Origin of the sequence: Lentibacillus kimchii, assembly GCF_042666895.1 — a bacterium.
In the GTDB taxonomy this organism is placed as follows: Bacteria; Bacillota; Bacilli; order Bacillales; family Amphibacillaceae; genus Lentibacillus; species Lentibacillus kimchii.
Genome location: NZ_JBHTGR010000013.1, coordinates 1 through 13,508, shown reverse-complemented (window position 1 = coordinate 13,508; position 13,508 = coordinate 1). Strand labels below are relative to the sequence as shown.

Annotated in this window: 15 protein-coding genes and 1 pseudogene; 8 read left to right on the top strand and 8 right to left on the bottom strand. The window is 36.5% G+C overall.

The features are described from left to right. The first annotated feature begins 138 nt into the window (after positions 1-138). From ACFQU8_RS07535 to ACFQU8_RS07525, 3 genes are all read left to right on the top strand, one after another. Positions 139-456 carry a hypothetical protein gene (locus ACFQU8_RS07535; RefSeq protein ID WP_382358596.1) on the top strand — a complete coding sequence of 106 codons (318 nt, stop codon included), beginning with the start codon at positions 139-141 and terminating at the stop codon, positions 454-456. A 586-nt stretch (positions 457-1,042) separates the two neighbouring features. Beyond that, entirely contained in the window at positions 1,043-3,061 is a 2,019-nt protein-coding gene (locus ACFQU8_RS07530) for a MobA/MobL family protein (protein ID WP_382358595.1), read from the top strand. Between the two features lie 230 nt (positions 3,062-3,291). Then, on the top strand, positions 3,292-3,699 hold the full coding sequence (locus tag ACFQU8_RS07525; protein WP_382358594.1) for a PBECR3 domain-containing polyvalent protein: 408 nt from the start codon (positions 3,292-3,294) through the stop codon (positions 3,697-3,699). 639 nt (positions 3,700-4,338) lie between these two features. Here ACFQU8_RS07525 and ACFQU8_RS07520 read toward each other — a convergent pair. From ACFQU8_RS07520 to ACFQU8_RS07500, 5 genes are all read right to left on the bottom strand, one after another. Then, positions 4,339-4,683: a PH domain-containing protein gene (locus ACFQU8_RS07520; protein ID WP_382358593.1), complete on the bottom strand. Its 345-nt coding sequence runs from the start codon at positions 4,681-4,683 to the stop codon at positions 4,339-4,341. Positions 4,684-4,773: 90 nt separating this feature from the next. Beyond that, the gene (locus ACFQU8_RS07515; RefSeq protein WP_382358592.1) at positions 4,774-5,739 is read right to left on the bottom strand and encodes a LacI family DNA-binding transcriptional regulator; all 966 of its coding nucleotides are present in this window, start codon (positions 5,737-5,739) and stop codon (positions 4,774-4,776) included. 75 nt (positions 5,740-5,814) lie between these two features. Continuing rightward, a complete protein-coding gene (locus ACFQU8_RS07510; protein ID WP_382358591.1) occupies positions 5,815-6,375 on the bottom strand; it encodes a tyrosine-type recombinase/integrase in 561 nt (186 codons plus the stop codon). Between the two features lie 236 nt (positions 6,376-6,611). Beyond that, positions 6,612-7,151, bottom strand: coding sequence for a GNAT family N-acetyltransferase (locus ACFQU8_RS07505; RefSeq protein WP_382358590.1), 540 nt, complete (start codon positions 7,149-7,151; stop codon positions 6,612-6,614). 233 nt (positions 7,152-7,384) lie between these two features. Further along, entirely contained in the window at positions 7,385-7,540 is a 156-nt protein-coding gene (locus tag ACFQU8_RS07500; RefSeq protein ID WP_382358589.1) for a hypothetical protein, read from the bottom strand. A gap of 418 nt (positions 7,541-7,958) precedes the next feature. On the opposite strand from ACFQU8_RS07500, the gene ACFQU8_RS07495 reads away from it, so the two are divergent. Both ACFQU8_RS07495 and ACFQU8_RS07490 read left to right on the top strand, forming a co-directional pair. Continuing rightward, positions 7,959-8,471 carry a type 1 glutamine amidotransferase domain-containing protein gene (locus ACFQU8_RS07495; protein ID WP_382358588.1) on the top strand — a complete coding sequence of 171 codons (513 nt, stop codon included), beginning with the start codon at positions 7,959-7,961 and terminating at the stop codon, positions 8,469-8,471. 126 nt (positions 8,472-8,597) lie between these two features. Beyond that, a complete protein-coding gene (locus tag ACFQU8_RS07490) occupies positions 8,598-9,707 on the top strand; it encodes a glycerol dehydrogenase (protein ID WP_382358597.1) in 1,110 nt (369 codons plus the stop codon). A gap of 351 nt (positions 9,708-10,058) precedes the next feature. Here the strand turns inward: ACFQU8_RS07490 and ACFQU8_RS07485 are convergent. The 3 genes and pseudogenes from ACFQU8_RS07485 to ACFQU8_RS07475 all read right to left on the bottom strand — a co-directional run. Further along, positions 10,059-10,445, bottom strand: a pseudogene (locus ACFQU8_RS07485) (LD-carboxypeptidase); the annotation flags it as partial. A 218-nt stretch (positions 10,446-10,663) separates the two neighbouring features. Next, a complete protein-coding gene (locus ACFQU8_RS07480; RefSeq protein WP_382358587.1) occupies positions 10,664-11,275 on the bottom strand; it encodes a hypothetical protein in 612 nt (203 codons plus the stop codon). Between the two features lie 5 nt (positions 11,276-11,280). Next, a complete protein-coding gene (locus ACFQU8_RS07475) occupies positions 11,281-11,481 on the bottom strand; it encodes a helix-turn-helix transcriptional regulator (RefSeq protein ID WP_382358586.1) in 201 nt (66 codons plus the stop codon). Between the two features lie 294 nt (positions 11,482-11,775). Here ACFQU8_RS07475 and ACFQU8_RS07470 point away from each other — a divergent pair, with 294 nt between their 5' ends. The 3 genes from ACFQU8_RS07470 to ACFQU8_RS07460 are packed head-to-tail and all read left to right on the top strand — an operon-like array spanning position 11,776 to position 13,230. Continuing rightward, a complete protein-coding gene (locus tag ACFQU8_RS07470; protein WP_382358585.1) occupies positions 11,776-12,129 on the top strand; it encodes a PadR family transcriptional regulator in 354 nt (117 codons plus the stop codon). Next, a complete protein-coding gene (locus ACFQU8_RS07465) occupies positions 12,116-12,769 on the top strand; it encodes a permease prefix domain 1-containing protein (RefSeq protein WP_382358584.1) in 654 nt (217 codons plus the stop codon). The genes ACFQU8_RS07470 and ACFQU8_RS07465 overlap by 14 nt, the downstream gene beginning before the upstream one ends. 5 nt (positions 12,770-12,774) lie before the next feature. Beyond that, positions 12,775-13,230, top strand: a complete 456-nt coding sequence (locus tag ACFQU8_RS07460) for a hypothetical protein (protein ID WP_382358583.1) — start codon at positions 12,775-12,777, stop codon at positions 13,228-13,230. Positions 13,231-13,508: the final 278 nt, after the last annotated feature.

The window sequence follows — 13,508 nt, the reverse complement described above, 5'->3', positions numbered from 1 at the left end:
TGTTTTAGTTCAACTACCATTATACAAGATTTGGGGAGGTACTTCCTTTTTTACGTTTTTAAGTCCTTGCGCCGCAAGGGCTATGAATTATGAAATTCGCTCAACTATATTAAAATTGAAAAAAGAAGGGTGTATGATATGGGTTTGCCCTTAGAAATTTTGCGTATTGTACTGCCAGTTATAATAGTGGGTGGGATTGTATTATTTGTAATGCTAAGGATGAAACATAAGTATGAGAAAGGGACTCTGGGTAAGAAGAAAACAAAAAGTGCCCAAGATTTCTTAGACAGCTTAATACCACTCGGGATTCTGATTGGTTTTGCTGTTGCTTTACTTTTAAGTTTATTTTCTCCAATTTCCTTACTATCTTCAATTGCTTGGGGAACTGGAATAGGTATGTTATTTGGCTATGTTGCTTATGAAATTTATAGCAAAAAGGAAGAGAGTTATTCGTAATATCAATCTTCCAGAATTGGATGCGTTTGTTGCACAAAACCATAACCTCAAGGCTTAACGGGTTGCCATCAAGGCAGCCTCTTTTTTATAAGACTAGCCAATCCAAAAACAACAGCGCCTAAACCGTTATAACGCTGGTTGCTAAACCATATTTAAAGGCACTTACCCAGGAAGAACCCAAAGCTTTTTAAAGATTTTACTTCGCAAGATCGATGCCTCAACTCTCATGATATTTTCGTGTCTTTCACGCTTCGTAGATGCCTTATGTACGTTATTTATAGATTCCTTTATTACCCGCCACACGTTCTCCAGATCTGAAAGATTTCATCTAATAAATACGCTTTAAAATAACGAATTAGCGCGTTCTATAGAGTATTATTTTCCCTAGAAGTTTCCACTAAATTGCGGTATAATAATGATCACGACCAGATGGGAGTGCCCAATTATACGCAGTGATCAAATTCGCTTCGCTGCATTTGCTCACTGCGTATGCTCAATTGGGTTTCCTGCAGGGGCTCCGAGATGATGGATAAGTTTCTGATGAAACTTGGATCTTATAGCTTGAACGATAGGAGATGCATGCATCATGGCTAACGGTTATTATATGTTTAATTGTCAGATCGTTAATAAAGGTATTCAGTCAGCTGTAGCGATGGCAGCTTATCGTTCTGATCAAAAATTGTATTGTGATGAAGATGGTTTAACGAAAAGCTATAAACTCCATGAGGTTGAGCCGGAATCCTTTATATTAAAGCCAGATCATGCACCGGAATGGGCAGGTGATCGTGAGACATTATGGAATGAAGTTGAAGCATTTGAGAAACACGATCATGCGCAAATAGCCCGCAATGTTATGATGCCTTTACCTAAAGAAATGACCAGGGAACAGCAAACTGAAACAGCCAAGGAATACATACAGGAAAACTTCATTCAGGAGGGGGTGGTTGCTGATGTATCGATCCATCGTGATGAAGAACATAACCCGCATGCTCATGTTTTATTAACCGTTCGTCCTTTGGATGAAAACGGTCAATTTGAAACCCGAAAATCGAAGCGTGTTCCAGTATTAGATGACCAAGGAAACCAGCTCTATGATGATAAAGGATGGCGGCGAACGCGATCGGTAAAAATGAACAATTGGCATACGAAAGAAACGCTTTTAAAGTGGCGTGAAAACTGGGCAGCTAAACTTAATGAAAAAGCTAAACAGTTCCATATTGATAAGGAATACTCCCATAAATCCTATAAAGATCAGGGGAAAACCCAAAAGCCTCTTTGGCGTCTGAGTCGTCAGGAATATCAGTTTGAAGCACGGCGAAAAGAAGCACTTGAAAAGGAAGACAAGGCCTACGCCCCCAAAACCTTTTTTGCGCAGCAAAATGAAGCTGTTAAAGCTTATAATCAAGAGCATCAAGCTGTCATTCATCTTGAAGATTATAAAACCGATAAAGACTTTCAAACCTTCTTGAATGATGTTCGTAAACGTGATCATGCAAGCGACGATGAGGTTGAAGCAACTAAGTTATTAGTTGATCGTGCTAAAGGTTATGTTGACTACGATGTTGCTAAACAATTATATGCCGATTTCCATCAAACCAATAATAAATGGGCGAAAAAATTAGAGCGTGATTTTAAACAATTAGATGCGGAAAAAGACCTTTATCAGTCGATTGTTGAAGAGTATAATCAGAATCCTTCAAGTGCTCAATTATTTGGTTATACAACGGAAAACTTCAAAGAAGAAATGACAAATGATCTGGAGAATTATAAGCATCATTACGCTCAAAAAGAAGAAGAACAAGCTAAATTTGAAGAGCTTAAAAGAGCGACAGAAATGAGTTTAAAGCATCAGAGACGTTTGCTTCATGAGGAATTTTCGGCGGTGTATGAAACGGATAAATCATTCTCAGATGAAGAAAAGTATTTTGCTGTTAATCAGCTGAAACGTCATAATAATTATATACCGGAAAACCATATTGAAGATGAATATCGGAAGTATTCAAATGTAGAGGAATCCCGCCATTATATTCCGGCGTGGAAACAAGCTCATGACATGATGAAGTCGATAAGAATTTACGATAATACCATCAATAAAATCGAAAACACCAATCTGACTAAACTTGACCCTGAAACAATAAAGCGTAAACTTATTCAGTCTAATAGCTTCCAAAACTTAAAAGAATCTTACGAACAACAGGTGAAAGATCTTGAGCCTATGATTGATCATGAAATGGAACGTTATTTACCTTACCAAGCTGACATGAAGGACTTACCTATTCAAACGAAAACAGCTTTGTTAGAAGGCTATTATAATCTGCCACAAGAAAAACAAGAAGCTATAAGTGGCCATGACCTCATGAAGCAAGTCTTTTGTGAAAATGAGCTCAAAGCAGAGCATTCAATGATGCAAAGTCAAGAAGCCGATAATGATCGGGATCGTGAGAGTTATCGTATGGTTTCGCAAGAATCTCAGGAGATATCGGATGGTCTTACCGCTGTTCTTTATGAATTTGAGAATTTAGAAGCTATGGATGATGAGTATGGTCAAAAACAACGGCAGGCTCAAAAGAAACGCCACATCAAGAAAGGCGGTAAGACCAAGTGAGAGGGCTCGGGCACGATTCGGTGCTTATGCCTGTGTTACATATGCCTGTGAGAGCCGATGAGATAGACCTATCGTGGGTGTTAGGACATTTGTTTTACTGTGTGGAGCACTCATTTTCCAGAAATAAGATGTATCATGTAATTCAGGGTTTCCATTTTAAATAGTATCCTATTATTTATGGTCTCAATACGATAAACTAATGATAGTTCATAGAAAAAAGGTCGTTATAAATGACAGAGATACATATTGATCCATATGCCACAGCTTCCCAACTTGTCGGGAAGGTCCCTGAGGTCATTATGAAACATTATGAGATCCCATGCAGTTCTTATAATGTATATATGACACCCGGCTTTTTGAAGCACCTAAAAAAACGTAATCATTGGGACATTTTCATGACCTATTATCAGGAAATCCCTTCAATGATTGCAAATCCAGATTATGTTGGGCAAAATCCAAAAGAGCCCAACAGTATTGAATTATATAAAGCGCTCGGTGATTTCCTGCTGGTACCTGTAAAACTTAACACGTCATCCTATTTATATTTAAGTTCATTTTATGGATTGGATAACGGCGCAAGTAAAATTGAAAAACGCTTAAGAACAGGCCGGATCCGTCCATTTTCATCTTTGTTATAATTCGTATATAGTCTTCAAGTCCTTGAGTCCGAGTTTACAAATAGCGCGTTTTTGGTTATTCTTGTAGATAGAAGGAAATATTATATACTGTAAAGGTTAATGAGGTGGGAAAGGTTCCCCACGCGCTACACCTTGTGTAGTTACCAGAGATGCAGGTTGCCGTCTGCCATTAACCTTTACTATGAGCGGTAAGCCCCTTTCTTTTGAGAGAGGGGCTTTTTCACGTTTAAACACAGTGATTTTCCTGAAGATGTATAAGCTATCAAATAAATGCAGACCCCCTTTTTATTATAAATTCAAATTGATTCACCAGAGATCAATATTGCTTAAGCAACAACATCGCTTAAGCGATTATTTATTTTAAATAACTATATGTTCAATCAGTTAAGAAAGGGGGTCCGAAGTGTCGCGTGTGGCCTGTGAGAGCCAATGAGATAGACCTATCGTGGGTGTTACGTTTGCTTTACTGTGTGGAGCACTTATTTTTCCGGCAATAGGATGTGTCATGTATTAACTCAGGGTGTCCATCTTAAGAGGCATCCTGTTATTCATGGTCTTCATACGATAAAATAAAGACGTAATTGGGAGTAAAAGTAGGCAACAGTTATCTTAGAATCAGATGCAAGATCATTGGGATAATTAAAGATCCCTTGTTCTTAAAGTATGATTTGAAAAAAGCTTAATGAATTCTAATAGAAGTTTTGTATTTCCTTTGTTAGCCAACTTCACGGCAAAGGAAACACCGTTGCTAAATGAAAATAAAGCATTTGCAGTATCTACTTGAGTAACGTCTTCATAATGATAAATGGCTGCCTCTCGCAGTTCAAGAAGAGGGTATTTAGTATATAAAATCAGTTTCTTATTTGTCGCAACTAAATTGCCAAATTTATAAATGATACCCATGTTTTCCGTTACCTCAAAGGTAGCTGTTATGTCATTCATTATCCGTTCATCCGGTGATAATAAACTTTTCTCTTTCTCCACCGTTCTCACTCCCTAATCCAACATGTTTTAAAAGCCTTGAATTAAGCTTAATTTATGAAAACATTATCAGATCAAGGGTTTTTATCTAATCTAGGTTATGGTGGAGACAGTGTTCCGTTTCACTAACTTAAAAGGAATTTTCATTTGCTCATTTGAACTGGTATAGAACAATCTAAAGGCTTGCTCCCCTATTTCTTTTATGTTTGAATCCACGGTAGTCAGTCCCAGAGTTTCTGACATAGGGTTATTATCGAATCCCATAATGGATAATTTGTCAGGGATATTGATGCCACTTATTTCAGCTTGGGTTATCATACCGGCAGCCACTTCGTCACCATTGGTTAGAATGGCCGTTGGCTTACTGTTGAGATTCTGCAATGTGCTAATAGCATTTTTTCCATCATGCATTGTGAAGCAATCTGTGAATATCCAATCGACTTCTATTGGCTGATTAATTTGGGTGAGGGCTGTCTTGAACGCAGCATAGCGCATTTTGCTGCTTAAGCTATATTTCCTTCCAGTACAGTAGCCAATTTTTCGATGACCTTCTTCAATAAGATAATTGATGCCCGTGAGAAATGCTTCGTAATGATCTGTGTAAGCGCAAGGCAGCTTTTCAAATCGTTCGCAGGAAATAATGGGCCCGTATTCTGTATAGGGCATGATGGTATCCCAATCATTAGAACGAGAGCATATGATTAATCCATCTAATTCTCTTCCCTTTAACATATCGAGGTATTTTAATTCTTCCGCCTGATCGTAACTTGTCGGGCAGCATAGAACGGAATAGTTATACATGAACGCACGTTTCATAATGCCGCCTACCATCGCCTGAAAATAAGGGTGATCAATATATGGCATGATAGCGCCAACTGTATACGTTTTTCCCTTAACTAGGTGGATGGCATTTAAATTTTGGTGGAATTCTAAGTCCTCAATAACTTGTTCTACCTTATGTCTTTTATCATCACTCACATAGGGATGATGATTTAAAACTCTTGAAACGGTTGTGACCGATACGCCGGCAAGCTTTGCAATATCCTTAATATTGGCCATTTGATACCCCTCTAAAGATTCCCTGTTTTCCTGCATGCTTTTGGACACGCCTGTCATATTTTATATGTAACGCCCTTATAATCGAAAATCTTTTAAGCTATTTTTAATGTCGTCTTCCTCAATCCCAATATAACGCTTTGTGATGTTCTGCGACGAGTGATTAAAGATGACCATCAGGGTCACAATATCGTGCGTCTGCTGAAAGTAATGGTACCCGAAGGTCTTCCGCATGGTATGGGTTCCAACGTAATCGTAACCGCACTTCTTACCGGCAGATTTCAAGAGACGATAAGCCTGCGTCGTGGATAATGGCTGGCCTGTACGCTGGCTGGCAAACAGAAAGCCTGTCTCGGGCTGACCTTCCAAGTATTCGGCAATATCGGCCATGACCGCATCTAAATGCACGAGACGTGATTTGCTGGTCTTGCCCTCCTGGATTTTCACGCTACTTCGGCCTTTCACATCTTCGATGCGCAGCCGTAATAGGTCACCGACCCGCAGACCGGTATTAATCCCCATACTGAATAATAAATTATTGCGTTTCGGATGCGTGGTCTGGTTGAGCGCTTCACGCATGTTTTGAATCTCGGCTGTCGAACGTAAGGGCTCGACGTTTTCGACGACTTGATCGCCCATGAAAATCCCTCTTTTTGGCGTATGGTTTCCTTAACCATTTAAGGTTACCATACATGTCCTAAAAGGTCTAAAAGAAAAGCCTGGCAAATGGGGATTTGACATGTAAGGTTTTACTAAAACATTACATGATCAAAGAGAAATTATAAAAGAGTAGGATAAAATTAATTGTATTCTTCTCTTATTTTAAGTAACTAACCATTCAACAATCACACCCGATAGTTGAATGGTTAAGCCATTTAGACCCATTCCCTAGAAAGAATACTGTATAGAATACAGTCATGAAAATGGTCATATAAATATTCAGCATCTCTAATTATGCCTTCTTGTTTAAAGCCAAGTCTTTCAGGCACACCTTTACTTTTTCGATTTTTAACACCGCATCGTATCTCAATACGATTCAATTTATATTCTGTAAAAGCTATGTTTACCAATGCTCTTACTGTTTCTGTCATAATTCCATTACCTTGATAACCTTCAGATAACCAGTAACCAATACTTGTTTTACTATTTGACCAATCTATTCCATGAAAGCCAACCATACCCACCATTTTTCCCTTATATAAAATACCTGCTTGAAAACCATCATTGGAAGCAAATTGTTTTAACCACATTTCGATCATTGGTTCATAGTCCGTTTCTTGCTTCATGTTATCAACCCATGGAAGCCATTCTCTTAGGTAATTTCTTGACTCATTAACCAAAGCAAATAATTCGTTAGTATCTTTTTTTTCAAGTAATTTTAGTGATATATTTTCATTAACTTTTATATTAAACAATTTATTCTTCTTCCCCTTCTTTATCTGGCCTGTTTGTTGAGTGAATCTTGGTTATTTTAATCCTATCACAACAGGCTTTTCGCATGTAAGCTTCTAACAAAACATTACATCAAACGACTGGCAGTGTTCTTTATGACAGTCTTTTAAACTAAATAAAATAACAGAATGAATCATATAAATTCTGGTTACATATTTGAAGAGCAACAATTATTGTTTTGCAGAAATTCAACATTTTAACCGGCTTCCGGAATGTTCTGTTTGAAGAAGTCACGAATGTCATCTTCTGACTGTTGACCAACAAGACGGGTTTCTTCTTCTCCATTTTCATAATGAATCAGCGTTGGTGTATATTCAATTTTTTCAATCGTATTGTTATCAAATTCAAACAAGTCCGTATTATTTAACTTTAAGCATGTATCTTCTTATAGCAGTACGCTTTTATGTTTAGGAACATAACCCTTTAGTATAGAGTATTTTATTCAAAAGCGAGTAAATGACACCAAAGGTGTTAGGATTTTATCCTAACAAGCCAATAGCTTGCCTTACCTCCTTACTGATCTATTTATTTCTCAATAGTAAGTATTTAGTATCTAATTTTTAATAAAATAGAGCACTCATATTTGCAATAAAACTAGCTTTAGCGCACGATTACTCACGTCAATACAATTTTGAGGACTTTTCACATGTAAACTTCTACATGAATGCAGCATATTATAGTCTGGTTCCCCCTTCCTGTAAGCGTATTTTTTGTAAGTTGAAACGTTTTATTATTATACTATAAAATATGAACGATGAAAGGGTGATAATATGAGTAAACACATTGCTGTTCTTGTAACAGACATGGTAGAAGAAATTGAATTGACCAGCCCTGTGAATGCATATAAAGAAGCTGGGCATACGGTTGATATTATCAGCGACGAAGCGAACAAAACAATCACTGGTAAAAATGGCAATGAAATGCAAGCCGATAAAGGAATTGACGATGTCAATGTAGCCGATTATGATGCATTGCTCGTCCCTGGCGGTTTCTCACCGGACTTGCTGCGGATCAATCCGAAAAACAGTGAGTTTGCAAAAGCATTCTTCCAGAACGATAAACCTGTATTCTCCATTTGCCATGGACCACAGTTCCTTACCGATACAGGCGAGCTTAACGGAAGAACGCTGACAAGCTTTGTATCTGTAAGAAATGATCTGAAAAATGCAGGCGCAAATGTAAAAGATGAAGAAGTTGTTAAAGATGGCAACTTTGTAACAAGCAGAACACCGGATGATCTGCCTGCATTCAACCGTGAAACGTTGAAATTCCTGCAAGACTAACACGGAATGTTAATTAAAAAAGATGCCTGTGCTGCATCCCTGAAGTCAGATTTCAGGGGTGCACATCGGCATTTTTCTCTTTTTAAGAAAAAACGCACTATACTACAGACAAGGGAGATGATTTTGATGTCAGAACGCATTTTTACGAGTCCAGCAAAATATATACAAGGCAAGAACTCCATAAATAATATTGGATCATATGTGAAAGAAATCGGCAGTAAAGCAGCAGTTATCGCAGATGAAGTCGTATGGGATATTGCCGGGCATCAAGTAGTCGATGCTTTAAAGAAAAACAATATAGACGCCACAGAAATTTTATTTAACGGCGAATCTTCAGAAGAAGAATTTGAACGAATTTCTCAAGAAGCTAAAAAAGCAGGCGCAACGATAATTATTGGCGTTGGCGGAGGCAAAACATTAGATACATCCAAAGCGATTGCAGATACACTGAATGCTTCTACAGTTATTGTTCCAACCGCTGCCTCAGCTGATGCACCAACAAGCGCGCTATCTGTGGTTTATTCGAAAGAAGGAGCTTTCGAAGGTTATCGTTTCTATAACCGCAATCCAGATTTAATTGTACTTGATACAAAAATTATTGCAGCAGCTCCGCCCCGTTTATTAGCTTCAGGGATAGCAGACGCTATGGCCACATGGATAGAAGCACGGGCAGTCATTCGCAATGGCGGGCCAAATCAGGTTGGTGGCAGAACAACACTGGCTGCAGAAGCGATTGCGAAAAGATGTGAAGAAGTCTTATTTGAATATGGCCATTTAGCTTATGAATCAGCTAAAGTAAATGCGGCAACGCCAGCACTTGAACAAGTTGTTGAAGCAAACACCCTGCTGAGCGGATTAGGATTTGAAAGTGGCGGTTTAGCCGCGGCACATGCTATCCATAATGGCTTTACTGCTTTAGATGGTGATATTCATCACTTATCCCATGGTGAGAAAGTCGCCTTTGGCACACTCGTTCAATTAACATTAGAAAATCGTTCCCTTGAAGAAATCGAACATTACATTGATTTCTACACTAGCCTGGATTTACCAGTGACACTCGAAGATATTAAATTAAAAGATGCAAAACGGGAAGATATCGTAAAAGTTGCTGAAGCAGCTAATGTTAATGAAGAAACAATCCATAATGGCTTTGACGTTACAGTGGAAGAAATCGTTGATGCGATCTATGCAGCTGATCAATACGCAAAAGCTTATAAACAAAAAAATAACTTATAAGGGATTGTTAAAATGATCCTTATTTAAAAGGTAGGGCTGTTGTGCCCTGCCTTTTTATATTCCCTTAAAACCTGCGCAATGCTTTTACAGCCTGTACATGGTGCAGTCTGTACAAAATTTTCATTAAATATAACAGAACTCACCGCGCCTCTTAACAATGCGAACCAGGGACCGTCATTTTTATCTTAGATATAATTCATTGGTCCTATTATTGATTCTGCGTACATTCGCAGTTTAAATGTTAACAGTATATGAAAAATTAATTATTGAGTTTATGACACGTGAACTCACATGTACTGCATGCTCCGGAACAGGTTTGCTTTCCGATGATGAAGGGTGGCAATATCATTAATATGTTGTAATACCTGTTCTCGCATAAAGGGCAAGCAGAATAGCCGTTGTATCTGAATACCCGACAACGAATTTTGAGTTTTGTTTGAATGCTTCATAATCAATATATGGCAGCATGCTATTTGAGTTTGTTCCTCCGATAGTGGCCATGATCATTTTCATATTTGGATTTCTTAGCAGCTCATTTAGTTCTTCCGCACGCTCTTTAGGCGATCCTGAACGATAACCATCCTGTTTTCCTGTTAATTTTCCTTCTGCAAAGACAAAACCTTTTTTCTTCATAAAGGACTTCGCTCGTTCAAAACGTTTTTAAGCTGTAACAGTTCCGGGCGAAGATGGTTTGAATATGCCAATGGTCTCTCCCTTTTTTAAAGGTTCCACGATAATGTTTTCACCTATCCCTTAGTAAATATTGTTCAACAATATAGTCTGCTTGTTGAATAAACGCTGATTATTTTAAGCCTATCACAGTAGGCTTTTCACATGTAAGCTTCTACATAAACATTACATCAAAAGAACAAAAAAGTAGAAAGATCTGAGCAGTTAAGCAGACTTTCTATTCAACAAACATGCCCGTTATTATGAAAAACACCGTATAATCAATTTCATTCTTTACCCCTTCTCAATCCATAAAGAAATAAGAAAGAAAGAAAACCACATATAAACAATATTCCTCCTGCTAAAAGGCCATCAACAAGAGTGGAAGTTTCATTTAAATAAATGGTGAAAAAAACAACGCTAATGGATATCAGTACCAATACAATAGTTGAAATGCCTAATCCTTTTCCCGCAGACTTTTCGTCGCCCTCGTAATCTACACTAATGTTCATAGACAAAAATACCAGTATAAGCGTTGACAGGCTAAATACAAACCATAGAGGATTTTCCTTCATACCATCCATACCTTTTGAAATTAAGTCATACCCTAATATTCCAAATATGCCAAGCAGTTGGATGACAAACGCAACACGTATTTTTTGTAAGTTTTTTAATGCCAGGCGTTCATCTGATGAGCCGAATGACATAAATGCTAGCACTACTATTGACGTTATAAATACTAGCCATAAAGGATTTCCTTTTATGCTGCTTAATCCATTCGAAATTAGATCATACCCTAATAAACCAATTATTCCAAGAGTTTGGAGAGTATAAACGAGGCGTATGTTTTTCAAATTTTTAATTGCTAAACGTTCGTCATTAATTCTTTGTACTTTCATTTATCTCACTCCTCCTTGTTTAACCAAAAGATCTCATCAAGTGTTTTATTTACTGCATAACAGATATTTAAGCAAAGTTTTAAAGTAGGGTTGTATTTCCCTTTTTCAATTAAACTAATTGTCTGTCGTGTAATGCCCACTTTTTCAGCTAATTGTTGTTGGGTTAAGTCTGCTTGTACGCGAGCAACTTTTAGATTATTTTTCATTAACTGAAACACTTCCTTTCAGTTTTATTGTAACATTTATATTACATTATTCAATAAATAAATTACATAATTCAATATATAATTTACATAACAACATTAAAATAGCCACCTTGTATAAGATGGCTTGTAAAAATTATGTGTGATTTTAAGTTACTCAATTAAATGGTTTACTTGTTGAGTAAGTTCCACTAAAAATAAAAAGTAAGCCTAACACTACATATAATATCATCATTTAAAAAAGTACTTTGACATAAAAAGTAATTTTTTATAAACTACAATTGAGGTGAAAATTAATTGGTGGCCAAAATTTCAAAAGATCTTATTCGAGGACATACGAGTGCAATTATTTTAAACATCCTTAATCAGGGAGATAACTATGGATATGGTATTTATAAAGAAATTATCAAATTAAGTGAAAATCAATATGAACTGAAAGAGGCAACTTTGTATACGGCCTTTCGACGACTGGAAAAAGAAGATTATATACTCTCTTATTGGGGCAATGAAACACAAGGAGGCAGACGTAAATATTATCGCATTACCGAAGAAGGTAAAAAGAAGTATGAACAAAATAAAAAGGACTGGGATTTTGCTAAATATATTTTAGACAGTTTGATTAAGGGGGAGTTATATAATGACACAGAGTAATTTAGATTATAAAATTCAAAACTATATTGATGATCTTTTTTCTGATGTAGGAAAAAGTCAAGATTTATTTGAGATAAAAGAAGAACTTACTACAAATTTAAAAGAAAAAGTAGCTGATTATCAAAAACAGGGATTTGATGAAGATGCAGCATTTCGAGAATCGATCATTTCAATGGGGGATTTAAGTGGTCTAGTAGACGATATGAAAACACACGGTCAAAAAGAGGCAAAAGATAATATATACTCTAATAGGGCTAATCGTATATCAATGATCGGATTTATTTCAAGTGGTGTACTAATATTATTTGGGTTATTCATTTCTCTTGCTTTGTATTTCATGGGTCTGCCGGACGTAACTGTTGTTGGACCAAGTATCTTTATTGTTATAGGTGGGGCTCTGATTATATTTAGTAGTTTAACAAGAGAGACATCCAAAAAATATGGCATGGATAAATTACGTACTTTTTTGTTCACATTATCTGGAGGAATTATTCTTTTTGGTTTTTTCACAGCAGTTATCACTGGAATAGCAACAGGAGAATTACCTATTGCATTTATTTCATCATTAGCTTTTTTCATTGCGGGAATTGGATTATTCATAGGTTCAATACTCACTGGAAAGAACCGTCGTAAGGAGTAATTATGATGAAGAAAAATGTGATATTAATATTTGTTTTTATCATTAGCATATTACTTCTTGTTTCAGGATGCAGTACAGATAATAAGAATGACGACAAAAAGAGTTGGACAGGTGATTTTAAAAAAGCTCAAAAAATTAAAGTGATATCAACGAAGGATTCTAAAGTCATTAAATCTATTTCAAATGAAGAAGATATTAAAGACTTTGTTAATTCTTTGGAACTCGATGACTGGGAATTAGCAGATATCCCTTCAAACTCAGAAGAAGGGATAATATTTGAATTTTACCAAGAAGATACCATTAAATTTGGAGATTCCATTAAAATGAACGATGATTTGAATAAAGTTGCCACAATGACAGCATATAGTGATAGTCCTTATGTTAATTTCAACATAAAAGACTTTTCATTTAATTTTGAGATACCAAAAAATATATGTAAATATTTGAATGACTACGACTGATTATTATTACCAAAAGCAAAAGGGTGATGAACAAATCATCTATTAAAAATAAAAACTCGTTAGAGATGCCACGATTTATAATACCGTGGCGTTTTTTATTGAACAATATGGCCCTGTTTGTTGATTAAACTTTAATTATTTTAACCTTATCACAATGAGATTTAGCATGTAATGTTGAGAGCGTAAAATAGTTTGTGTAAATCGCAATGACTCAATAATGGTCATAGAAAAAGGAAGACCCTTTCCTGTAGAATAGAGTTAGCCAAAACACACCCACA

What these genes read in the sequence shown, in the direction of transcription:
- ACFQU8_RS07490 (WP_382358597.1), top strand. Translation starts at nt 8,598, where the DNA reads ATGTCAGAACGCATTTTTACGAGTCCAGCAAAATATATACAAGGCAAG.
- ACFQU8_RS07525 (WP_382358594.1), top strand. Translation starts at nt 3,292, where the DNA reads ATGACAGAGATACATATTGATCCATATGCCACAGCTTCCCAACTTGTC.
- ACFQU8_RS07530 (WP_382358595.1), top strand. Translation starts at nt 1,043, where the DNA reads ATGGCTAACGGTTATTATATGTTTAATTGTCAGATCGTTAATAAAGGT.
- ACFQU8_RS07465 (WP_382358584.1), top strand. Translation starts at nt 12,116, where the DNA reads ATGACACAGAGTAATTTAGATTATAAAATTCAAAACTATATTGATGAT.
- ACFQU8_RS07475 (WP_382358586.1), bottom strand. Translation starts at nt 11,481, where the DNA reads ATGAAAAATAATCTAAAAGTTGCTCGCGTACAAGCAGACTTAACCCAA.
- ACFQU8_RS07460 (WP_382358583.1), top strand. Translation starts at nt 12,775, where the DNA reads ATGAAGAAAAATGTGATATTAATATTTGTTTTTATCATTAGCATATTA.
- ACFQU8_RS07535 (WP_382358596.1), top strand. Translation starts at nt 139, where the DNA reads ATGGGTTTGCCCTTAGAAATTTTGCGTATTGTACTGCCAGTTATAATA.
- ACFQU8_RS07480 (WP_382358587.1), bottom strand. Translation starts at nt 11,275, where the DNA reads ATGAAAGTACAAAGAATTAATGACGAACGTTTAGCAATTAAAAATTTG.
- ACFQU8_RS07495 (WP_382358588.1), top strand. Translation starts at nt 7,959, where the DNA reads ATGAGTAAACACATTGCTGTTCTTGTAACAGACATGGTAGAAGAAATT.
- ACFQU8_RS07515 (WP_382358592.1), bottom strand. Translation starts at nt 5,739, where the DNA reads ATGGCCAATATTAAGGATATTGCAAAGCTTGCCGGCGTATCGGTCACA.
- ACFQU8_RS07510 (WP_382358591.1), bottom strand. Translation starts at nt 6,375, where the DNA reads ATGGGCGATCAAGTCGTCGAAAACGTCGAGCCCTTACGTTCGACAGCC.